Origin of the sequence: Roseomonas indoligenes, from assembly GCF_017813365.1 — a bacterium.
In the GTDB taxonomy this organism is placed as follows: domain Bacteria; phylum Pseudomonadota; class Alphaproteobacteria; order Acetobacterales; family Acetobacteraceae; genus Roseomonas; species Roseomonas indoligenes.
Genome location: NZ_JAGIZA010000006.1, coordinates 180,898 through 201,245, shown reverse-complemented (window position 1 = coordinate 201,245; position 20,348 = coordinate 180,898). Strand labels below are relative to the sequence as shown.

19 protein-coding genes are annotated in these 20,348 nt (G+C 70.8%); 9 read left to right on the top strand and 10 right to left on the bottom strand.

Translation table 11 applies throughout. From position 1 onward, the window contains the following. Nucleotides 1-40 precede the first annotated feature (40 nt). Nucleotides 41-478, top strand: coding sequence for a hypothetical protein (locus J5Y10_RS12525; protein ID WP_209374000.1), 438 nt, complete (start codon nucleotides 41-43; stop codon nucleotides 476-478). A gap of 20 nt (nucleotides 479-498) precedes the next feature. Here the strand turns inward: J5Y10_RS12525 and J5Y10_RS12520 are convergent, their stop codons facing one another. The 4 genes from J5Y10_RS12520 to gorA form a co-directional block, all read right to left on the bottom strand. After that, nucleotides 499-1,650, bottom strand: a complete 1,152-nt coding sequence (locus J5Y10_RS12520) for a beta/alpha barrel domain-containing protein (RefSeq protein WP_209373999.1) — start codon at nucleotides 1,648-1,650, stop codon at nucleotides 499-501. Between the two features lie 16 nt (nucleotides 1,651-1,666). Continuing rightward, nucleotides 1,667-3,046, bottom strand: a complete 1,380-nt coding sequence (locus J5Y10_RS12515) for a class II 3-deoxy-7-phosphoheptulonate synthase (RefSeq protein WP_209373998.1) — start codon at nucleotides 3,044-3,046, stop codon at nucleotides 1,667-1,669. A 125-nt stretch (nucleotides 3,047-3,171) separates the two neighbouring features. Continuing rightward, the gene (locus tag J5Y10_RS12510; RefSeq protein WP_209373997.1) at nucleotides 3,172-3,840 is read right to left on the bottom strand and encodes a chemotaxis protein CheB; all 669 of its coding nucleotides are present in this window, start codon (nucleotides 3,838-3,840) and stop codon (nucleotides 3,172-3,174) included. 93 nt (nucleotides 3,841-3,933) lie between these two features. Then, nucleotides 3,934-5,325, bottom strand: coding sequence for a glutathione-disulfide reductase (gene gorA / locus J5Y10_RS12505; protein ID WP_209373996.1), 1,392 nt, complete (start codon nucleotides 5,323-5,325; stop codon nucleotides 3,934-3,936). 119 nt (nucleotides 5,326-5,444) lie between these two features. Between gorA and J5Y10_RS12500 the strand changes: the two genes are divergently transcribed. Further along, complete coding sequence (locus J5Y10_RS12500; protein WP_209373994.1) at nucleotides 5,445-6,302, top strand: DUF6492 family protein; 858 nt, start codon at nucleotides 5,445-5,447, stop codon at nucleotides 6,300-6,302. 22 nt (nucleotides 6,303-6,324) lie between these two features. Here the strand turns inward: J5Y10_RS12500 and J5Y10_RS12495 are convergent, their stop codons facing one another. Further along, nucleotides 6,325-7,797, bottom strand: a complete 1,473-nt coding sequence (locus tag J5Y10_RS12495; protein ID WP_245214622.1) for an NAD-dependent succinate-semialdehyde dehydrogenase — start codon at nucleotides 7,795-7,797, stop codon at nucleotides 6,325-6,327. Between the two features lie 268 nt (nucleotides 7,798-8,065). Here J5Y10_RS12495 and J5Y10_RS12490 point away from each other — a divergent pair, with 268 nt between their 5' ends. After that, entirely contained in the window at nucleotides 8,066-8,281 is a 216-nt protein-coding gene (locus J5Y10_RS12490) for a hypothetical protein (protein ID WP_245214621.1), read from the top strand. Nucleotides 8,282-8,369: 88 nt separating this feature from the next. Here J5Y10_RS12490 and J5Y10_RS12485 read toward each other — a convergent pair whose 3' ends face one another. Then, nucleotides 8,370-9,062, bottom strand: a complete 693-nt coding sequence (locus J5Y10_RS12485) for a GntR family transcriptional regulator (RefSeq protein WP_209373991.1) — start codon at nucleotides 9,060-9,062, stop codon at nucleotides 8,370-8,372. 56 nt (nucleotides 9,063-9,118) lie between these two features. Here J5Y10_RS12485 and fahA point away from each other — a divergent pair, with 56 nt between their 5' ends. The 4 genes from fahA (at nucleotide 9,119) to J5Y10_RS12465 (ending at nucleotide 13,198) form a co-directional block, all read left to right on the top strand. Next, the gene (gene fahA / locus J5Y10_RS12480; RefSeq protein ID WP_209373989.1) at nucleotides 9,119-10,417 is read left to right on the top strand and encodes a fumarylacetoacetase; all 1,299 of its coding nucleotides are present in this window, start codon (nucleotides 9,119-9,121) and stop codon (nucleotides 10,415-10,417) included. A 26-nt stretch (nucleotides 10,418-10,443) separates the two neighbouring features. Further along, nucleotides 10,444-11,232 carry a cyclase family protein gene (locus tag J5Y10_RS12475; protein WP_209373987.1) on the top strand — a complete coding sequence of 263 codons (789 nt, stop codon included), beginning with the start codon at nucleotides 10,444-10,446 and terminating at the stop codon, nucleotides 11,230-11,232. Further along, nucleotides 11,229-12,188, top strand: a complete 960-nt coding sequence (locus J5Y10_RS12470; protein ID WP_209373984.1) for a Bug family tripartite tricarboxylate transporter substrate binding protein — start codon at nucleotides 11,229-11,231, stop codon at nucleotides 12,186-12,188. Before J5Y10_RS12475 ends, J5Y10_RS12470 begins: the two co-directional genes overlap by 4 nt. 65 nt (nucleotides 12,189-12,253) lie before the next feature. Next, entirely contained in the window at nucleotides 12,254-13,198 is a 945-nt protein-coding gene (locus tag J5Y10_RS12465; RefSeq protein ID WP_209373982.1) for a Bug family tripartite tricarboxylate transporter substrate binding protein, read from the top strand. A gap of 3 nt (nucleotides 13,199-13,201) precedes the next feature. Here J5Y10_RS12465 and J5Y10_RS12460 read toward each other — a convergent pair whose 3' ends face one another. From J5Y10_RS12460 to glmU, 4 genes are all read right to left on the bottom strand, one after another. Further along, nucleotides 13,202-14,050 carry an oxygenase MpaB family protein gene (locus tag J5Y10_RS12460; protein WP_209373980.1) on the bottom strand — a complete coding sequence of 283 codons (849 nt, stop codon included), beginning with the start codon at nucleotides 14,048-14,050 and terminating at the stop codon, nucleotides 13,202-13,204. Between the two features lie 45 nt (nucleotides 14,051-14,095). Beyond that, nucleotides 14,096-15,403 carry an MFS transporter gene (locus tag J5Y10_RS12455; protein ID WP_245214620.1) on the bottom strand — a complete coding sequence of 436 codons (1,308 nt, stop codon included), beginning with the start codon at nucleotides 15,401-15,403 and terminating at the stop codon, nucleotides 14,096-14,098. Nucleotides 15,404-15,553: 150 nt separating this feature from the next. Then, nucleotides 15,554-17,377 (bottom strand): glutamine--fructose-6-phosphate transaminase (isomerizing), encoded by a 1,824-nt coding sequence (glmS, locus tag J5Y10_RS12450; protein ID WP_209373978.1) that lies wholly within the window; start codon nucleotides 17,375-17,377, stop codon nucleotides 15,554-15,556. Nucleotides 17,378-17,380: 3 nt separating this feature from the next. After that, a complete protein-coding gene (glmU, locus tag J5Y10_RS12445) occupies nucleotides 17,381-18,700 on the bottom strand; it encodes a bifunctional UDP-N-acetylglucosamine diphosphorylase/glucosamine-1-phosphate N-acetyltransferase GlmU (RefSeq protein ID WP_209373976.1) in 1,320 nt (439 codons plus the stop codon). A 94-nt stretch (nucleotides 18,701-18,794) separates the two neighbouring features. Here glmU and gph point away from each other — a divergent pair, with 94 nt between their 5' ends. Together gph and J5Y10_RS12435 are read left to right on the top strand one after the other, a co-directional pair. Continuing rightward, the gene (gene gph / locus J5Y10_RS12440) at nucleotides 18,795-19,445 is read left to right on the top strand and encodes a phosphoglycolate phosphatase (RefSeq protein WP_209373974.1); all 651 of its coding nucleotides are present in this window, start codon (nucleotides 18,795-18,797) and stop codon (nucleotides 19,443-19,445) included. Between the two features lie 69 nt (nucleotides 19,446-19,514). After that, nucleotides 19,515-20,270, top strand: a complete 756-nt coding sequence (locus J5Y10_RS12435) for a molybdate ABC transporter substrate-binding protein (RefSeq protein ID WP_209373971.1) — start codon at nucleotides 19,515-19,517, stop codon at nucleotides 20,268-20,270. Nucleotides 20,271-20,348: the final 78 nt, after the last annotated feature.

Sequence of the window (20,348 nt, the reverse complement as noted above, 5' to 3'; positions counted from 1 at the left end):
GGCGGGCGCCGATGGCGGAAACAGTACGGAGGATGGCTGGATGGTCGGTGCGTTGACGCGGCGGGGGATGCTGGGCGGGCTGGTGCTGCTGCCCTCGGCCGCCATGGCGCAATCCGGGACGCCGGAACTGCAGGGCGTGCTGACCGCGCGCAACGCAGCGGCCTTCGGACGCTTCGTGAGCGCCAATGAGGGCAAGCCCGTCTCGCTCAAGCTGACGGCGGCGCCGGTGGAGGGGCGGAGCTTCTCGGTCTCGCTCCAGGCGCCGCTGCTGCTGGTGAACATGGACCGGCCCGAGAAGATGCAGGTGAGCCTGACCGGCGGCTACACGCTGCGCAACGGCGCCTTCGCGATGGACTGGGTGTATCGCGTGAGGGCGGAGGGGATGCAGCAGGGCATCACCATCCTCGTGCTCGATCCGTTAGATGGTGGCGAGGTGCGGCGGATGCGGGACGCCGGGGTGCGGCGGGTGGCGCTGTAGCGCCGCCCTACCCCGATCCCCTATCCCTGGGCGCCGCGCAGCAGGAACTCGCGGCCGACCTTCACGCGCGGTTCCCCGTCATAGGCCACGATGTCTGCGGTGGCGTAGGTCTCGCCCCAGCTGTCGGGGATGAAGCTGCCGGTGCCGATCGTGTCGATGGGGGCGCGGGCCTCCGCCATCACGCGGCACTTGGAGACGCCGAAGCCGGAGGAGGCGATGATCCGCACCTTCGGGAAGCCGGCCTCGTCCAGCGCGTCGCGCATGCGCCAGATGGCGGCGGCCGAGACGCCGGTGCCGACGAGGTGGCGCAGCTCGCTCTCGCTGCGATAGCGGCGGATGGCGCCGGGCGCGTGGCGCTCGATCACTGCGTAGGAGGTCTGCGGGTCCAGCCCCTCGAGGAAGCGGCCGCCATGCGTGTCCAGGCGGACGGCGAGGCGGCCCTCGGCCGCGATCTCGGGGAAGCGGCGGCAGACTTCCAGCCCGTCGGTCACCTCCCGGCCGAAGTAGTCCGTCAGGACGGTGAGGTTGGAATCCGGGAAGGTCTCGTGGAACATCTCCGCGGCGCGGAGGGTGGAGCCGGCATAGCCGATCAGGGCATGCGGCATGGTGCCGAGGCCGCGCAGCGCGCCGTAGTAGTGGGCCGTGGCGTCGTTCGCGTTGCCGACGAAGCCGCGCGCGCCCTCCGCCTTCGCGGCCTTGCCGCCGATGCTGGAGGCGTAGGCCATGATCTCCTGCATCTCGGCGCCGGCGCAGTGGCGGGCCTCCATGGCCAGGAATTCGACTTGCGGCAGCTCCAGGCACATCTGGTAGGCGTTGTGGGCCGCGACGCAGGCGGCGCCGAGCTTCTGGAGGAGGAGGGTCTCAAGGTCCGCCAGGCCGGCGAAGGAGCCGGTGATGTAGAGGATGGGGTCGCCCGCGCCGACCCAGGTGCCTTCCTCATGCATCAGCTTCACGTCGAGATCGAGGCCGCGTTCGGCGGCGACGGCGTTGAGCCAGTCCAGCATCAGCCGCGGTGCGGAGACGACGGGGCGGCGCAGGAAGAGGGCGTAGGTGACGCGGGCATCGCCGAAGCGCTGCACCACGGCCTTCGTGCGCTTGAAGTAGACATCCGTGCGCGCGGCGATGTCCGCCTCGAGCGGGTTGCCGGGCGGGTTCTGGGGAATCGCGTCCATGGATGCCGTCCCTCGCCTACTGGGCCGCGCGGAGGTGGAGGGTGGCGGCGCGGCGGGACTTCAGTTCCTCCGCCACGAGGAAGGCGAGTTCCAGCGACTGCTCGGCGTTCAGCCGGGGGTCGCAGAAGGTGGCGTAGTTCTCGCTCAGGTTCGCCTCCGTCAGCCGGTGGGCGCCGCCGAGGCATTCGGTGACGTCCTGGCCCGTCATCTCCACGTGCACGCCGCCGGGGATCGTGCCCTCGGCCTCGTGCATGTCGAAGAAGCCGCGCACCTCCTGCAGGATGGCGTCGAAGGAGCGGGTCTTGTAGCCGCCTGCGCTGTGCGTGTTCCCGTGCATGGGATCGGACAGCCAGGTGACCTTGCGGCCTTCCTTCTTGATGGCGCGCAGGAGAGGCGGAAGGTTGGATTCCAGCTTCGCCGCGCCCATGCGGGTGATGAAGGTCAGGCGGCCCGGGGTGTTGTTCGGGTTCAGGATCTCGCTGAGGCGGAGGAGGTCCTCCACGGCCGTCGTCGGGCCGACCTTCAGGCCGATGGGGTTCGCCACGCCGCGCAGGAACTCGACATGCGCGCCATCGGGCTGGCGGGTGCGGTCTCCGATCCACAGGAAGTGGGCGGAGCAGGCGTAGTGGCGGCCCTGGTGGGTGGAGGGCTCCCGCGTCATCGCCTCCTCGAAGGGGAGGAGGAGGGATTCGTGGGAGGTGTAGAACTCCGTCTCCCGGATCTGCGGGGCGGTAATGCTGTTCATGCCGCAGGCGGCCATGAAGCGCAGGGTCTCGTCGATGCGCTGGGCGATGTCGGCGTAGCGTTCCGCGAGCGGGGAGCGGGCGACGAAGCCGAGGTTCCACTGGTGGACCTGGTGCAGGTCCGCGAAGCCGCCGGTGGCGAAGGCGCGCAGCAGGTTCAGCGTGGCGGCGGATTGGAGGTAGGCGAACTCCATCCGGCTCGGGTCCGGGGTGCGGGCGCCTTCCGTGAACTCCGGGGCGTTGATGATGTCGCCGCGGTAGGAGGGGAGGCTCTGGCCCTCGACCGTCTCCGTATCGCTGCTGCGGGGCTTGGCGAACTGGCCGGCCATGCGGCCGAGCTTCACCACGGGCAGGCCGCCGCCGAAGGTGAGGACCACGGCCATCTGGAGCAGCACTCGGAAAGTGTCGCGGATGGTGTTGGCGTGGAAGTCCGCGAAGCTCTCGGCGCAGTCGCCGCCCTGGAGGACGAAGGCCTTCCCTTCACCGGCCTGGGCGAGCAGGGCCGTCAGGCGGTCGGCCTCGCCGGCGAAGACCAGGGGCGGAAAGCGGGTGAGCTTCGCCTCCATGGCGCTGAGGGCCGCGGCGTCGGGGTAGGACGGGACCTGGCGGATGGGCATGTCGCGCCAGGAGGCGGGGTGCCAGGGGTGGGCCATGAGGTGATCTGTCCGGTGTGGGCGGGCGTGGGCCGTCTCGCGCGGCGGTCGGGCACCATAGCGAGGGAGGATCAGGGAGCAAGCGTTCAGTCGCCGGTCGTTCAGGCAGCCGTTCCGGGCGCAGCCTACGGGAAACCGCTCCCGACGGGCTCTTCCCGGGCAGGGTGGTCCGGCGCTCGCCCGCGCCTGAGGCCTGCCGGATCCCGTCCGCCAGTCCCGATCGCCGCGCGGATCGCCGCGGCTATGCGCGCCGGGCTGCCGATCACGTCCACCGGGCCGTCATAGCCGATCGCGTTCTCCGGCATGCCGTGGCGGGGAAAGAGCCGGGGGGTGAGGACCATGGTCAACCCGCCGGCCGCGTGGATGGCCGCCAGCCCGCGGGAGCCATCATCCAGGGAGCCGGAGAGGACGACGCCGATGGCGCGCCCGGCCGCGAACTCGGCCACGGAGCGGAAGAGGAGGTCCACGGTGCGGTTGCGGTGCAGCCTCGCGGGATCGGGGGTCACCGCGCCGAAGCTGCGGGCGGCGAGGGTCAGGTGCTCCTCCGGCTCGCCGATATAGACGTGTCCGGTCTCGAACAGCTCCCCCTCCTCGGCGACGAGAACCGGCAGGCTGGAAGCCCGCGAGAGAATGGAGCGGAGATGGGTCGGGAGGCCCCAGGGGCGGTGCAGCACGATCAGCACCACCGCCCGGAAGTTTGCCGGAAACTCGCGCAGAACCTCTTTCAGGTCGTCGAGCCCCTCCGCACCGGAGGCGCCCATGGCAACAAACCAGAGGTTTGAGGGCTGGGTCATCGGGAATGCAACGCCGCCAACCGGGAAAAAGACCAAGGGCGGAGGGCGGGAACAGACGTGTCGTAACGCAAGGCGGAATGCCGCCCGCCGCGCTCAGGCGGCCTTCGCCGCCCCCTCCCCCACGCGCCGGGTCGCCACCCGCATAGTCACGAACTCCTCCGCCGCCGTCGGGTGGATGCCGATGGTGGCGTCCAGCTGCGCCTTGGTCAGCCGGTTCACCACGGCCACCGCAATGCCCTGCATAATCTCCGGCGCCTCCTCGCCCAGCATGTGGGCGCCCAGAAGGCAGCCGGTCTCGGCCTCCACCACCAGCTTCATCAGGGTCTTGCGGTCCGTGCGGCGGGTGATGGTGTGGCGCATGGGGGTGAAGCGGCTGGTGTAGATCTCCACCGGGCCGCGCAGGGCGGCCTCCTCCTCCGTCAGGCCGACGCTGGCCATGGGCGGGGAGATGAAGACCGCCTTGGGCACGTTCTCGTAGCTCGCGTGGCGCGGGCGGGAGCCGAAGAGAGTGTCGGCCAGGGCGTGGCCGACGGCGATGGCCATGGGGGTGAGGTTCACCCGGTCCGTCACGTCGCCGATGGCGTAGATGTGCGGCACGTTGGTCGCGTGGTCGTCGTCCACGGCGATGGCGGCGCCTTCGCGGCAGTTCACGCCGGCGGCGTCCAGGCCCAGCCCCTTGGTGGCGGGCTTGCGACCGGTGGCGAAGAAGACCGCGTCGGCCTCCACGACCTTGCCGCTGGCCATGCGGACGATCCGGGTCTCGCCGGAAAGGGTGATCTCCACCGGGGACTCGCCGGGCAGGATGGTAAGGCCGCTGGCCGCCAGGGATTCGGCGGCCACCTCCCGCAGCTCGTGGTCGAAGCCGCGGAGGGGGAGCTGCTGGCGATAGGCGAGCGTCACCTCGGAGCCGAGGTTGTGCAGCATATTGGCGAATTCCAGGCCGATATAGCCGCCGCCGATCATCAGCACCCGCCGTGGGCGCTCCTGCAGGGTGAAGAGGTCGTCGGAGATCAGGGCGTGCTCGGCACCCGGGATGTCGGGGCGGATGGGGCTGCCGCCGACGGCGATGACGATGCGGTTGGCGGTGACCGTGCGGTCTCCGACCTTCAGCTCGTGCGGGCCGGTGAAGTGGGCGTAGCACTCGAAGGTCTGCACGCCGACGCCACCCAGCATCCGGCCGTAGATGCCGGAGAGGCGCGCCACTTCCATGTCCCGGGCGCGGACGAGGGTGGGCCAGTCATGGGTGGCCTCGCCCAGGTGCCAGCCGAAGGCGGCGGCGTCCTTCGCCCATTCGCCGTACTCGGCGGCCTGAACCATCAGCTTCTTGGGCACGCAGCCCACGTTCACGCAGGTGCCGCCCCAGAAGCGGCCCTCGGCGATGCCGACCTTCGCGCCGTGGCCGGCGGCGATGCGGGCCAGGCGCACGCCGGCGCTGCCGCCGCCGATGACGAAAAGGTCGAAGTCGTGGGGATGGGGGGCGCTCATGCCCATAAAAATCGGGGGTCGGGCGCGGTGGCGCAAGGGTGTCGCCGGTGCGGGTCGGCCCGGGTTCCCGCGCAGGGGCGGGCGTGGGATGGAGGGGGCGGGGTATGAAGGAGCGGTGAATGGAGAGGGCCGAAGCGCCGTTCGTGGCCATGCTCACCCTTTCGGCACGCCACAACGACATCGAGCGGGCCCGGATCCTGCTCGCCTCGTTGGAGCGATTCCTGCGGGAGCCGATCACCCTTTTCATCGTGGCGCCGGACTCCGCGATGGAGACCGTGCGGGCAGCCCATGCCGGTTCCGGAGGCGGGAAGGTGGCGCTGCAGTTCATGCCGGATTCCGCGGTGCTGGCGGAGAGCGTGGCGGGTGATGCGACCGTGCGCGGCACCGTGCGGCAGATGCTGGTGAAGATGGGCTTCGCCCGGCATTGCCCCGCGCCCTTCTACCTGACGCTGGACGCGGATGTGGCGCTGATCCGGGAGTGGGGGGTCGCCGACGCGATGCCCGATGGCCGGGCCGGGGTGCAGCGGAAGGCGGTGCGGGAGGGGGACACCTGGTGCTCGGCGGCCGCGGAGCTGCTGGGGACGCCCTTCGATTACCCGGAGACGATGGACGTGACCCCCGCCCTGATCTCGGCGGAGGGGATGCGGGACTTGCTGGAGGCGCTGGAGGCCCGGCACGGGGACTGGCAGCGGGCCCTGGCGGACCGGCATGCCGGCGGGCTGAAATGGACGGAGTACACGCTGTACTGGCACCACCTGAGGGATGCCGGGCTGCTGGAGAAGCTCCACGCCATACCGGAGGGGTACCGGATCTTCGTGATGCGGAGCCTGTGGCGGGCGCCGCAGATCGAGGGGTGGTCGCTGGACCTGGCGCTCAAGGGGCGCGGGGGGTTCGTGGTGCTGCAGAGCTCCACGGGGCTGGCGCCGGAAGCGGCGCGGGCGATGTTGGGGATGGATGGGCCGGGGTCGGGGGGCTGATCCGCCCCCCTTCCCGTCCGGATCAGACGCCGCCGATGAGGCAGTACTTGATCTCCAGGTAGTCCTCGATCCCGTACTTGCTGCCTTCCCGGCCCAGGCCGCTCTCCTTCACGCCGCCGAAGGGGGCGACCTCGGTGGAGATGATGCCCTCGTTGATGCCGATGATGCCGCTCTCCAGCCCCTCGGCCACGCGGAAGATGCGGCCGACGTCGCGGGCGTAGAAATAGGCGGCGAGGCCGAACTCCGTGTCGTTGGCCAGGCGGATGCCCTCCGCCTCGTCCTTGAAGCGGATCAGCGGGGCCATGGGGCCGAAGGTCTCCTCCTTCAACACCTTCGCCGTCACCGGCACGTCGGTCAGGATCGTCGGCTCGAAGAAGTTGCCACCGAGGGAATGGCGGTGGCCGCCGGTCAGCACCTTCGCGCCATGCGCGGTGGCGTCCTGAATGTGGTCCTCGATCTTGGCCACGGCGTCGGCGTTGATGAGGGGGCCCTGGGTGACGCCCGGCTCCATGCCGTTGCCGACCTTCAGGTTCTCCACCGCCGTCTTCAGCTTCGCGGCGAAGGCGTCGTAAACGCCCTCCTGCACGAAGATGCGGTTGGCGCAGACGCAGGTCTGCCCGGTGTTGCGGAACTTGGAGGCCATGGCGCCGGTCACGGCCGCGTCCAGGTCCGCGTCGTCGAAGACGATGAACGCGGCGTTGCCGCCGAGCTCCATGCTCGTCTTCTTGATGGTCCCGGCGCACTGGGCGAGCAGGGTGCGGCCGACCTCCGTGCTGCCGGTGAAGGAGAGCTTGCGGACCAGCGGGTTGGTCGAGAGCTCCTCCCCCTGCTCACGCGCGCTGCCGGTGACGACGTTGCAGACGCCGGCCGGCATGCCCGCGCGCTCAGCAAGGACGGCGATGGCGAGGGCGGAGAAGGGCGTCTGGGAGGCGGGGCGGATGACGCCGGTGCAGCCCGCGGCCCAGCCGGGGCCGGCCTTGCGGGTGATCATGGCGGCCGGGAAGTTCCAGGGCGTGATTGCCGCGAAGACGCCGATCGGCTCCTTCATCACGAGGATGCGGCTGCCCTGCTTGAAGGTGGGGATCATGTCGCCGTAGACGCGCTTCCCCTCCTCCGCGAACCATTCGATGAAGGAGGCGGCGTAGGCGATCTCGCCCTTGCTCTCGGCCAGCGGCTTGCCCTGCTCGGCCGTCATGATGGCCGCGAGGTCGTCCACGTTCTCGAGCATGAGGTTGAAAAGGCGGCGCAGGATGGCGGCCCGCTCCTTCGCCAGGAGGGCGCGCCAGGCGGGCTGGGCGTCGTAGGCGGCCTGGATGGCGCCGCGCACCTCCTCCTGCGAGAGGGAGGGGACCTGGCCGATCACCTCGCCGGTGGCGGGGTTCCTCACGGCGATCGTCTTGCCGGAGGCGGCCTGGACCCAGGCGCCGCCGACGCGGTTCGCCTGCCGGAAGAGGTTGGGGTCCTTCAGGACGATCTTGGCGGCGGTGTCGAGCATGGCGGGCCTCCTCTGGCGGACGGCGGGAAGATGGGCCGGTCGGCGGCCGATGTCACCCGGCGCGGCAGGGCGGAATGAGGGTGCGAGTAAATATCAGTTCGAATACATGGCGGAAATGAGAATGCATCGCGCTTCCCAAGTATAGTTGAATGTCGTCTTGCATCCGGACCATGAACTTCACTGCCGCGGCGGTGTTCTGATGCTGAGATCGTTTTGAGCGGGGCGCCTCGCCTGCCCCCTCCACCAGCACCCCCGAGGAGCAGACCCCATGTCCATGACCCACTCCCCCGACGTTGCCTGCACCCGCTGCAAGTTCTTCGACGACCATGCCCAGGCCCAGGCCGCCGCGGAGGGCCTGTGCCGCTACAACCCGCCGGTGACCCAACCGAGCCCGGAGGCCCATGGCCTTTGGCCGGTGGTTTCCCGCGAGGACTGGTGCGGCCACTTCAGCGCCGAGACACCGGTGGCCGGTTCCGGCGACTAATCGGGCGGGGCTTCCCGGCCCCTCCGATTCCCGCGACGTGAAAGGGCATCGTCTCCGAGCGATGCCCTTTCCGCGTTCAGGGGCGCGTTCAGGGGCCCGGTGGTGCCTCGCCCAGGAGGGCCAGGACGTGTTCGGCGGTCGTACCGATATGGGCGGCGAGCATGGAGGGGGCGTTCTCGCTCCGGGCGAGAACGGCCTCGGCGAGTGCCTCGTGCACGGCCAGCATGCGCGGCCAGTCCTGGTGGGCAGTTTCCATCAGGCGGCGGTAGCGGGTCTTCTGCAGGTAGAGGTCGTCGCAGAAGCGCAGCAGCGATGGCAACGGGCAGGCGGCGATCAGGGCGCGGTGGAAGCGGTGGTGGCGAACCTCATAGGCGTCCAGCCAAGCTTCGCTGGCCGGGTCGCGCCGGCCGATCTCGTGCCGCAGCAGGGAGAGGGAGGTGACGACCCCGTCCTCCCAGGCCGCGCCGCCCCCGGACATGGCGAGGCGCAGCGCCTCCGGTTCCACCACCTGGCGAGAGCGGGTGACGTCGAGGAGGTGGGCGCGGGTAACGGGCGGAACGGAGAAGCCCTTCTGGCCCTCCAGCACGACGAAGCCCTCCGCGGCCAGGCGGGCCAGGGCCTCGCGCAGCGGCGTGGCCCCCAGGCCGTAGCGGGCCGAGAGATCACGCAGGCGCAGCTTCGTCGCGGGCGGCAAGCCGCCGCCAACAATGTCCTGCCGCAGCCGCCTCGCGGCGGTTTCGGAAAGGGTCAGGGCGTCGGGTCCGGGCGGATTATCGATCAAGACTGAAATATATATTTCCTCTTGGCAGCCTTCCGCAAGCGCGACAGGATGGGCGCATGAACGTCCCTGACTTCACCCATGACCCGGAACGCCGGGCCTGGGTCGCCTCCGCCAACGTCGCAGGTTGCGACTTTCCCATTCAGAACCTGCCGCTCGGGGTCTTTTCCCGCGATGGTGAGGCGCCGCGCGGTGGCGTGGCCATTGGCGATCAAGTGCTGGACCTGCGGGCGGCGCTGGATGCCGGCCTGCTCTCCGGCGCAGCGGCCGAGGCCGCGGCAGGCCCCACGCTGAACCCGCTGATGGCCATGGGGCGCGCAGCCTCGCGCGAATTGCGGGTGGCGGTATCGGAGCTCCTGGCCGAGGGAAGCGGGGCGGCGGGGCGGGAGGACATCCTCGTTTCCATGGCATCGGCGCGGATGCAGTTGCCGAGCGCGATCGCGAACTTTTCGGACTTCATGGTCTCCCGCGACCATTCCTGGCGGCTGGGCGCGCTGAAGAACCCGCAATCCCCGCTGCCGCCGGCATTCGACAGCCTACCCGTGGCCTACCACTCCCGCGCCTCCTCCGTGCGAGTGAGCGGCGAGGCGGTGGTTCGGCCGAACGGGCAGTGGCGGAAGAAGGAGGGCATGCATTTCGGCCCGACCGAGGCGCTGGACTACGAACTGGAACTGGCGGTGTGGCTGGCGGGCGAGAACGCGCTGGGCGCGCCCGTCCCCCTCTCCCGCGCGCAGGATCGGCTCTTCGGCTACGGGCTGCTGAACGACTGGTCGGCGCGCGACATGCAGATGTGGGAGATGCCGCCGCTCGGGCCTTTCCTCGCGAAAAGCCTGTCCACCAGCGTCTCGCCCTGGATCGTCACGGCGGAGGCGATGATCCCCTTCGCCATCGCGGGACGGCGGGTGGCGGAGGCGGAGCCCCTCCTTCCCTATCTCGATCATCCGGAAGACCGGGCGCGGGGTGGGCTCTCGATCGCGCTGGAGGTCTTCCTGCTGACGCCGCCCATGCGGGCGGCCGGGCATGAGCCGGCACGGCTGACGGCGACGGATTTCGCGCACATGGCCTGGACGCCGGCGCAGATGGTGACGCACCACGCGAGCAACGGGTGCAACCTGCTGCCTGGCGACCTCTTCGGCAGTGGCACCTGCTCCGGCCCGGAGGCGGGGTCGGAGGCCTGCATGGCGGAGATCGTCCTGCGCGGGCCGATTCAGTTGCCCGGCGGCGAGGTCAGGCGCTTCCTGGAGGACGGGGACGAGGTGATCTTCCGCGGGCGCGCCCATGCGGAGGGCGCCGTCTCCATCGGCTTCGGGGAGTGCCGGGCGGAGATCCTGCCGGCGATCCCCTGGCCCGCCGAATGAACGGGCGGGAAGGAAACGAGAGAGACATGCCAAGGAAGATCATCGACATCTCGGTCGCGCTGACGGCGGGCATCAAGAGCGACCCGCCGCACATGCTGCCGCAGATCGACTACCGCGACCACCACATGACCGCGCCATCCATGGCCGAGTTCATGGCCGTGCCCGTGGATGCGCTGCCGAACGGCGAGTACGCGGCGGTGGAGCAGGTGAACATCTCCACCCATAACGGCACGCATATGGACGCGCCCTACCACTTCTTCTCCCGCATGGATGAGAAGCTGGTGCCGGGCGGGCGGCCTTCCATGCGGATCGACGAGGTGCCCCTGGACTGGTGCTTCCAGCCCGGCGTGAAGCTGGACTTCCGCGAGAAGCCGGATGGGCACGTGGTGACGGCGGAGGAGGTGGAGGCGGAGCTGCGTCGCATCGGGCACGAGCTGAAGCCGCTGGAGATCGTGCTGGTGAACACCCGCGCCGGCAGCCGCTACGGCCAGGACGACTTCGTGGAGAGCGGCTGCGGCATGGGCCGCGCGGCGACGCTGTGGCTGGCGGAGCGCGGCGTGCGCGTGGTGGGAACGGACGGCTGGTCGTGGGACGCGCCCTTCAGCTTCACGAAGAAGCGCGTGCAGGAGACGGGCGACGTTTCCCTGATCTGGGAGGGACACCGGGCCGGGCGGGAGATCGGCTACTGCCAGATGGAGAAGCTCTCCAACCTGGACCAGCTGCCGCCGGACGGGTTCACGGTGTCCTGCTTCCCCGTGAAGATCCACGGTGCTTCCGCCGGCTGGACGCGGGCCGTGGCGATCCTGGAGGGATGAGCGTGCGGGCGGCCCGGATCCTCGGCGCGGCTCTGCTGGGCTGCCTCGTCCTTGCGGGCGGGGCGCGGGCCTTCCCGGACCGGCCGATCACGATCGTGCTGCCCTATTCCCCGGGAAGCGCGGCCGATTCCTACGGCCGCGCGCTCGGCGAGCATTTCACGCGCGTGCTGGGACAGAGCGTGGTGATCGTGAACCGCGATGGCGGATCGGGCGTGGTCGGGATGCGCTTCGTCGCGACCAGCCCGCCCGATGGGCACACGCTGGGGCTGACGCCGATGACGGCGATCGTGGTGCAGCCGCATCTCGTGCGGAACACCGGCACGGAGCCCGCAAATTTTGCGCCAATCTGTGGCACGAACGAGAACGTGCTTGGCGTGGTCGTGCGCGCCGACAACCCCATCCGTGACCTGACGGGGTTGGTGGCGGAGGGCAAGCGGCGGGCGATGAGCTTCGGCAGCCCCGGGCCGAATTCCCTGCCGCAGCTGGCGATGTTCCGCGTGCAGCGCGCCACGGGGGTGGAGTTCAACCACATCCCCTTCCGCGGGGACCCGCCACATCTGAACGAGGTTCTGGCGGGGCGGCTGGATTTCTCGGCGGTGGTGGTGTCCTCCGCCTCGGGGCTGCTGGATTCCGGGCGGCTGCGGCTGCTGGCCGTCTTCTCCGACAGGCGGCACCCGGACTATCCGGACGTGCCGACGGCGCGGGAGCAGGGGATCGACGCGCTTCAATACAGCCCGGTTGGCCTCTACGCGCCGGCGGGCACGCCGGAGCCGGTGCTGGCGCAGCTTGAGGAGGCCTGCCGCAGCGGCGTGCAGGAGGAAGGCTTCCTGCGCGTGGCGAAGCAGCTGCGGCTGGTGGTGGATTACAAGAGCCGGGCGGATTTCACCCGGCTGATCCGCAGCGAGTACGAGGTTTACGGCCCGATGATGCGGGCCTTGGGCGTCACGCCGGACTGACCGGCAGGGAAGCAGGGCGCCGACACGGCAAGAACCGGCGGCGCCGTCCAGGAATGAGGTGCACCATGCGTCGTCTTCTACTCTCCGCCGTGCTGGCGCTGGGGGCCGCGCTGCCCGCGCGGGCGGAATACCCGGACAAGCCCATCACGATGATCATGCCCTACTCCCCCGGCACGGCGGACGTGCTGATCCGGGCGATGAGCGAGCATTTCCAGCGCGTGCTGGGCCAGCCGCTGGTGCTGATCACGCGGGACGGCGGTTCCGGCGTGGTGGGCATGCGCGTCGTCGCGACGAGCCAGCCGGACGGCTACACGCTGGGCCAGACGCCGATGACGGCGATCGTGGTGCAGCCGCACATGGTCCGCACCGCCGGCACCGAGCCGGCGAACTTCGAGGCGGTCTGCGGGACGAACGAGAACATCCTCGGCATCGTCGTGCGGACGGATAGCCCGATCCACAACCTGGCGGACCTGATCGCCGAGGGGCGGAAGCGCACGATGAGCTTCGGCAGCCCCGGGCCGAACTCCCTGCCGCAGCTCGGCGTCTGGCGCGTGCAGAAGGCGACTGGGGTGGAGTTCAACCACGTTCCCTATCGCGGCGAGGCGCAGCACCTGAACGACACGCTCGGTGGCCGGCTGGACTTCTCGGCGGCGGTCGTTTCCTCGGCCGCGGAGATGGTGCAGTCCGGCCGGATGCGGCTGATTACCGTGTTCTCCAACCGCCGGCACCCGGACTTCCCGGACGTGCCGACCGCGCGGGAGCAGGGCGTCGACGCGCTGCAGCTGAGCCAGGTGGGCATCTACGCGCCGCGCGGCACGCCGGCCCCCGTGCTGGACCGGCTTGAGGAGGCCTGCCGCACGGCGCTGGAAACCCCGGCCGTGAAGCAGGTGCTGGCGACCACCCGCGCACCCGGGGCCTTCATGCCGCGGGCGGCGCTGAACCAGATGCTGCGCGACGAGTATGCGAGCTATGGCCGCATCCTGAAGGAACTGGGCGTCCAGCCCGAGTAAGAACTACCGCGCGAAGGCCCAGCGCAGGGTCTGCGCCACGCCGAAGGTGCCGGCGCGGACCAGTGGGCGGGCGAGGACGGGGGCGGGCAGGCCGTGCATGGCGCGGGCCCAGCCTGGCAGCAGGTCCACGGCCGCCCCCATCGTCAGGCGCTGCACCGGCTCGGCCAGCCGATGCGGGGCGGGCTGGGTGAGGACAAGCTGCGCCACCTCCCGCGTGCGGGCGTTCACCCGAAGCTGCGGGCGGGTGGCGCGGATCAGCGCTTGCGCTTCGGCACGGCTGCGGGGCACGGGATCGGCCCCCAGGGCGGTGCCGATCTGCACCATCTCCGCGAAGTAGCGGTCCTGGTCGGCCATGGACATGCGCGGCTCGGCGTAGCGGATCCAGGCATCCAGAAAGCTGGTTGTCTCCGTGACATGCACCCAGGCGAGCAGGGCGGGGTCACTCACCGCATAAGGCGTGCCGTCCGGCAGGGTGCCGCCCAGCCGGTCGTGGATACCCCGCACGCGGGCCATGGCGGCTTCCGCCTCCTCCCGCCCGCCATAGGTGGTCAGGGCGATGAAGCGGGCCGTGCGGCGCAGGCGGCCGCGCATGTCGCTGCGGAAGTTCGAATGGTCCCAGACCCCTGCAAGAACGGCGGGGTGGAGCATCTGCAGCAGCAGGCCGGCGATGCCGCCAACCATCATGGATGCCACGTCCCCGTGCACGCGCCAGGCCACGGCACGCGGGCCGAAAAGCCCGTCCGGGCGGCGCTGCACGGGCTTTTCGCCCCGCGCGCGGTCGTTGAACAAGGCAGTGACTTGGGCGGCGATGGCCTGCTTCAGCGGATGGGCGGGACTGGTGGCGGGGGGCATCCTGTTTGAACGGGCGGAACGGAGGGGCGTTGCGGCGGGCGCCCGCTACGCCCGCCGCCGCAGGAGCCAGCCGGGAAGCCGCCCGCCCTCAATGTTGGGAAGAAGGGCGGTGAGCAGGCCCAGGAAGGGCAGGAAGGAACAGATGCGGTAGACCGCGTCGATGCCGACCATGTCGGCCAGTTCCCCCAGCCCGGCCGCCCCGAGCCCGCCCAGGCCGAAGGACAGGCCGAAGAACAGCCCGGCCACGAGGCCAACCTTCCCCGGCATCAGGTCCTGCGCGTAGACGAGGATGGCCGAGAAGGAGGAGGACATGATCAGGCCGATCAGCACCGTCAGCACCACCGTCGGCACCAGCCCGACATAGGGGAGCGCGAGGGTGAAGGGCAGCGCGCCGAGGATGGAGAACCAGATCACCGGCAAGCGACCGATCCGGTCCCCAATGGCGCCGCCGGCCAGCCCGCCGACCACGACCGAGGCCAGGTAGACGAAGAGGAGCACCTGCGCCGTCTGCACCGAGAGATCGAAGCGGTGGATCAGGTAGAAGGTGTAGTAGGAGCTGAGGCTGGCCGTGTAGACGTTCTTTGAGAAGAGCAGCATCACCAGCACGCCGATGGCGAAGAGCACGCGGTTGCGCCCGAGGGCGGCCGGCGCATTGCCGCCGGAGCGCCGCCCGCGCGGCATGGCCCTCTGCCGGTTCCGCACGTACCAGGCACCGATCCGGAACAGGACGAGCATGCCAAGGAGCGCCGCCCCGGAGAACCAGGCGATGCTGCCCTGGCCGCGGGGGGCCACGATGAAGGCGGCGAGGAGCGGGCCGATCGCCTGGCCGAAATTCCCGCCCATCTGGAACAGCGACTGGGCGAGCCCGTAGCGCCCGCCCGAGGCGAGGCGCGCGACCCGCGAGGATTCCGGGTGGAAAACCGAGGATCCCATGCCGATGAGGGCCGCCGCGAGCAGGATCACGGGGTAGCTTGAGGCCTGTGAGAGCACGAGGAGCCCGACGAGGGTGGAGCCCATGCCGATGGTGAGGGAATAGGGCATGGGATGGCGGTCGGTGTAAGCGCCGACCAGGGGCTGCAGGAGCGAGGCAGTGAACTGGAAGGCCAGGGTGATCAGGCCGATCTGCCCGAAATCCAGCGCGTAGTTGGCCTTGAGGATGGGATAGAGGGCCGGGACGAGCGACTGCATCATGTCGTTCAGCAGGTGGCACAAGCTGAGCGACAGGAGGACAGCGAAGGCGGTCCCTTCCGAGCCGCCCGTCGGGCCACTCCCTGCCCCACCCTGTTCCGGCGGAGGGACGGAGCCGGTCATGGGCTCCGGCCGGGTCTGGGGGTCGAGCGCGGTCTGGCTCATGCGGGCCCGGTCCTCTCAAGGAAACCTTGGGCGGGCCCGGCGTGGCCCGCCCGGGGCCCGTTACGCCCGGGCGGAGCGGTACACAACGGCGTCTCCATCATTCCTGACCGGTGGAACGCAGGGGCCGGGCCGTCGTCGCCCCGGCCGGGGTCACTCCACGGTGACGGCCTTCGCGAGGTTGCGGGGCTGGTCCACATCCGTGCCCTTCAGCACGGCCACGTGGTAGGCCAGCATCTGCACGGGGATGGCGTGCAGGATCGGGGCGACGAAGGGATCGACCTTCGGCAGCACCATCACGCGGCTGGCGAAGCGGCGGAGCGCGGGGGCCCCGTCCTCGTCCGTGAAGGCGATAATGCGGCCGCCGCGGGCCGCGGCCTCCTGCAGGTTGGAGGCGGTCTTCTCGAAGAGAGGACCGCTCGGGCACAGGGCGATCACCGGCACCGAGGAGTCGATCAGGGCGATCGGGCCGTGCTTCATCTCGCCGGCGGCGTAGCCCTCGGCATGGATGTAGGAGAGCTCCTTGAGCTTCAGGGCGCCTTCCATCGCGATGGGGAAGAGGCTGCCGCGGGCGAGGTAGAGGACGTCGCGCGCATCCTTGATGTCGGCGGCCAGGGCCTCGATCTCGGTGCTGGAATCCAGCAGCCTCGCGGCGTGCTCCGGCACCTCCAGCAGGGCGGCGGTCAGGCGCGCCTCCTCGGCGGCGTCAATGGCGCCGCGGGCACGGGCGAAGTTGATCGCCAGGCAGGCCATGACGGAGAGCTGGGCGGTGAAGGCCTTGGTGGAGGCCACGCTGATCTCGGGGCCCGCCACCGTCATCAGCGTCGTGTCGCTCTCCCGCGCCATGGTGCTTTCCGGCACGTTGACCACGGAGACGAGGGACTGGCCGCCGGAGCGCAGCAGCTTCATGGCGGCCAGGTTGTCCGCCGTCTCGCCGGACTGGGAGACGAACATGGCGGCGCCGCCTTCCGTCAGCGGCGGATCGCGGTAGCGAAGCTCGCTCGCCACATCGCAGTCCACGGGCAGACGGGCGAGCGTCTCGAACCAGTAGCGGGCGGTGTTGCAGACGAGGAAGGCGGAGCCGCAGCCGGAGAGCCAGAGGCGGGGCAGCGTCGCCGGGTCGAAGGGCAGCGCGGGGCGGGCCACGGCGCGGGTGGCGGGGTCCACGTACTGGCGGAGCGTGTCACCGATCACCGCGGGGTGCTCGTGCAGCTCCTTCTCCATGAAGTGGCGGTAGTTGCCCTTGCCGATGGCGGCGCCGGAGAAGGCGGTGGTCTTGACCGCACGCTCCACGGGCTGGTCCGCCGCGTCGAAGAACCGGGCGTCGCGGTCGCTGACGATGGCCCAGTCGCCCTCGTCCAGATAGGCGATGCGGCGGGTCAGCGGGGCCAGGGCCAGGGCGTCGGAGCCGATGAACATCTCCTCCTCGCCGTAGCCGATCGCGAGCGGGGCGCCCTGGCGGGCGGCCAGCAGCTTGCGGGGGTGGCCGGCGAAGACCGCGGCGAGGGCGAAGGCGCCGTGCACGCGCTTGAGGGCGCCGGAGAAGGCGTCTTCCGGGCTGTCGCCCCGCGCGAGGCGGTGGTCCACGAGGCGGGCGAAGGTCTCGGTGTCCGTCTCCGTCTCGAACTCCGCGCCCTCGGCCTCCAGCTCGGCGCGGAGCTCGGCGTGGTTCTCGATGATGCCGTTATGGACGATGGAGACGCGGCTGGTGCCGTGCGGGTGGGCGTTGCGCGTGGTGGGGGCGCCGTGGGTGGCCCAGCGGGTATGGCCGATGCCGGTGGTGCCGGGCAGCGGGTCGTGCTCCAGCACCTCGGCCAGGTTGCCCAGCTTGCCCTCGGCGCGGCGGCGCTCCACATGGCCGTTCACCAGGGTGGCGATACCCGCGCTGTCATAGCCGCGGTATTCCAGGCGGCGCAGGGCCTCCAGCAGGCGGGGCGCCGCTTCCTCGCGACCGACGACGCCGACTATACCGCACATCGCTTACTTCTCCTTACGGCGGGAGGCGCGGAACGCCGCGGCGCGGCCTTCCTTCTGCTCCTGGCGGGCGCGGCCGAAGGCCATGGCATCCGGCACGACCGTTTCGGTGATAGTAGAGCCGGCCGCGACGAAGGCGCCATCACCCAGTGAGACGGGCGCCACCAATGTCGCGTTTGAGCCAATAAAGACACCCGCCCCGATATTGGTTTTGTGCTTAGCGTAACCGTCGTAGTTGCAGGTGATGGTGCCGGCGCCGATGTTGGTGCGCGCGCCCACCGTGGCGTCGCCGATGTAGGAGAGGTGATTCGCCTTCGCTCCCTCCCCCAGCACCGCCGCCTTCAGCTCCACGAAGTTCCCGACATGAGCGTTGGCGCCCACTTCCGTGCCCGGGCGCAGCCGGGCGAAGGGGCCGATCACGGCGCCCGAACGCACGGTGCAGGCTTCCAGGTGGGAGAAGGCGCGGATATCCACGCCGTCCTCGATGGTGACGCCGGGCGCGAAGACCACGTCCGGGCCGACCGTGACGTCCTGGCCGATCCGCGTGTCGAAGGAGAGGGTGACGCTCTCCGGGCGGGTCAGGGTGGCGCCGCCCTCCATCGCCTTCCGGCGCAGGGCGGCCTGCACGGCGGCCTCGGCCTCCGCCAGTTCCAGGCGGGAGTTGATGCCCCGGCACTCGGCCTCTGCAGCCTCCACGGCGACGGCGCGGAAGCCCTCGGTCCGGGCGGCGGCGACCACGTCGGTCAGGTAGTACTCGCCGGCGGCGTTGTCGTTCTTCAGTTCGCGAAGCCAGTGGAACAGGCGCGGGGCGGCGGCGCAGATCACGCCGACATTGCAGAGGGTGATGGCGCGCTGCTCCTCCGTCGCGTCCTTCCACTCCACCACGCCGGCGATGCCGCCATCCCCGTGCGGCACGACGCGGCCGTAGCGGCCGGGATCGGCGGGGCGCATGGCGAGCAGGGCGAGGTCGGAGGAGACGCGGGCGAGGAGGAGGCGGCGCAGCGTCTCGGCCGTGATCAGCGGGTTATCGGCATAGAGGACGGCGACGTCGCCCTCGAATCCCTCCAGCAGGGGGGCGGCCTGCAGGGCGGCGTGGCCGGTGCCCAGGCGTTCCCGCTGCACCACCGTGGCATGGGGGGCAGCCGCCTTCTCCAGCGCCGGCATGTCCGGACCGGTGACGACGACGATGCGGTCGAACACCTCCTCGCAGGCGGCGATGAGGTGGTTGAGCATCGGCCGCCCGGCCACGGGGTGCATCGCCTTCGGCAGGGCCGAGCGCATGCGGGTGCCGAGCCCGGCGGCGAGGAGGATGGCAGCCCTTTGCATGGGGTGGATAAGCCCTGTGCCGGCAGCTTCCGCAAGGGCGAAGACGGCTCAACCTTCATTGCGGGCCGTAATGCGGGATGGCATGGGGTCCGGCATGGATCGCATCGCCCTTTTCGACCTCGACGGCACGCTGCTGGACAGCGCGCCGGACATCCATGCCGCGCTGGATCGGTTGATGGCCGCCCATGACCGCCCGGGATTCACCCGGGAGGAGGTTTGGCGGATGATCGGGGACGGGGTGGCGGTGCTGGTTCAGCGGGCCTGCGCCGCCCGGAGCCTGGAGAGCACCCCGCTGCTGGTGGCGGAGTTCCTGGCCGATTACGAGGCCCATGCGGCGGACGAGACCCGGCCCTTCCCCGGCATCCCCGAGGCGCTGGCCGCCCTGAAGGCGGGCGGGTGGCGGCTGGCGGTCTGCACCAACAAGCCGGAGAAGGCGGCGCGGATCGTCCTGGGTGACCTCGGGCTGACCTCCGTGCTGGACGATATCGGCGGGGGCGACAGCTTCCCCGTCAGGAAGCCCCATCCCGGCCATCCCCTCGCGCTGCTGGCGCGGATGGGGGCGGAGCCGGGGCGCGCCGTGCTGATCGGGGACCATCAGAACGACACCCGCGCGGCGAAGGCGGCGGGGATCGCCCCGGTCTTCGCGGCCTGGGGTTACGGCACACCCGAAATGGCGGAGGGGGCGCCGGTCGCAGGCGCGCCGGCCGAGCTGGTCGGGCTGCTGGCCTCCGTCCTGCCGGGCTGAGGGCCATTGCGGCGGCCGGCGCCGGGCCGCAGCATCACGGCGCAAGGGCGGGGGATGAGGATGATACGCGTGGTGCGCTGGTTTGCGGTGGCCGCGACGGTGCTGGCCTGCTCTCCTGCCGCCGCGGCGGATGTGCGGGTGCTGACAGCCGGAGCCTTCAAGGCCGTGGTGCTGGCCGCCGCGCCGGCCTGGGAACGCGAGACCGGGCACCATCTGGTCGTGGCGAACGACACGGCCGGCGCCCTGGCCCGGCGCGTGACGGAGGGCGAGGGTTTCGACCTGCTGATCGTGCCGCCCGCGCAGATGGAGGCGCTGGCCCGTGCCGGCCGGGTGGCGCCCGGCGCGGTGCCGCTGGCGCGGGTGGGCGTGGGGGTCGGGGTGCGGGCGGATGCGCCGCGTCCGGACGTCGCCAGCGTCGAGGCGTTCCGCGCGGCCGTGCTGGCCGCGCCGCGCATCGCCTATATCGACCCGGCCTCCGGCGGATCGAGCGGCGCCTATGTGGAGGGGCTGCTGCAGCGCCTGGGGGTCGCGGACCAGATGCGGGACCGGCGCGTGCTGGTGCGGGGCGGGCTTGTGGCGGAGCGCGTGGCGGACGGGTCGGCCGATCTCGCCATACACCAGATCAGCGAGATCCTGCCGGTCGCCGGGGTGGTGCTGGTTGGGCCCCTGCCGGCGGAAATCCAGTCCTGGACGAGCTATTCCGGCGGCCTTTCCCCCTCCCCCACCGCGGGTGGAGAGGCGGCGCGGGGCTTCCTGGCCCATCTGGCGGGGCCGGCAGGACGGGCGGTGCTGCGGGCCAAGGGGATGGAAGTGCCGGCGGAGTAGCGGCGATCGAGACCTGCCCTCGTTCTGACCTGTCCGAGGCGAAGAGGAGGTTCCTCTCCCCGGCCCGGGACAGATCGG

Coding starts and splice junctions, on each gene's coding strand:
- J5Y10_RS12525 (WP_209374000.1), top strand. CDS start 41: ATGGTCGGTGCGTTGACGCGGCGGGGGATGCTGGGCGGGCTGGTGCTG.
- J5Y10_RS12520 (WP_209373999.1), bottom strand. CDS start 1,650: ATGGACGCGATTCCCCAGAACCCGCCCGGCAACCCGCTCGAGGCGGAC.
- J5Y10_RS12515 (WP_209373998.1), bottom strand. CDS start 3,046: ATGGCCCACCCCTGGCACCCCGCCTCCTGGCGCGACATGCCCATCCGC.
- J5Y10_RS12510 (WP_209373997.1), bottom strand. CDS start 3,840: ATGACCCAGCCCTCAAACCTCTGGTTTGTTGCCATGGGCGCCTCCGGT.
- gorA (WP_209373996.1), bottom strand. CDS start 5,325: ATGAGCGCCCCCCATCCCCACGACTTCGACCTTTTCGTCATCGGCGGC.
- J5Y10_RS12500 (WP_209373994.1), top strand. CDS start 5,445: ATGGAGAGGGCCGAAGCGCCGTTCGTGGCCATGCTCACCCTTTCGGCA.
- J5Y10_RS12495 (WP_245214622.1), bottom strand. CDS start 7,797: ATGCTCGACACCGCCGCCAAGATCGTCCTGAAGGACCCCAACCTCTTC.
- J5Y10_RS12490 (WP_245214621.1), top strand. CDS start 8,066: ATGTCCATGACCCACTCCCCCGACGTTGCCTGCACCCGCTGCAAGTTC.
- fahA (WP_209373989.1), top strand. CDS start 9,119: ATGAACGTCCCTGACTTCACCCATGACCCGGAACGCCGGGCCTGGGTC.
- J5Y10_RS12475 (WP_209373987.1), top strand. CDS start 10,444: ATGCCAAGGAAGATCATCGACATCTCGGTCGCGCTGACGGCGGGCATC.
- J5Y10_RS12470 (WP_209373984.1), top strand. CDS start 11,229: ATGAGCGTGCGGGCGGCCCGGATCCTCGGCGCGGCTCTGCTGGGCTGC.
- J5Y10_RS12465 (WP_209373982.1), top strand. CDS start 12,254: ATGCGTCGTCTTCTACTCTCCGCCGTGCTGGCGCTGGGGGCCGCGCTG.
- J5Y10_RS12460 (WP_209373980.1), bottom strand. CDS start 14,050: ATGCCCCCCGCCACCAGTCCCGCCCATCCGCTGAAGCAGGCCATCGCC.
- J5Y10_RS12455 (WP_245214620.1), bottom strand. CDS start 15,403: ATGAGCCAGACCGCGCTCGACCCCCAGACCCGGCCGGAGCCCATGACC.
- glmS (WP_209373978.1), bottom strand. CDS start 17,377: ATGTGCGGTATAGTCGGCGTCGTCGGTCGCGAGGAAGCGGCGCCCCGC.
- glmU (WP_209373976.1), bottom strand. CDS start 18,700: ATGCAAAGGGCTGCCATCCTCCTCGCCGCCGGGCTCGGCACCCGCATG.
- gph (WP_209373974.1), top strand. CDS start 18,795: ATGGATCGCATCGCCCTTTTCGACCTCGACGGCACGCTGCTGGACAGC.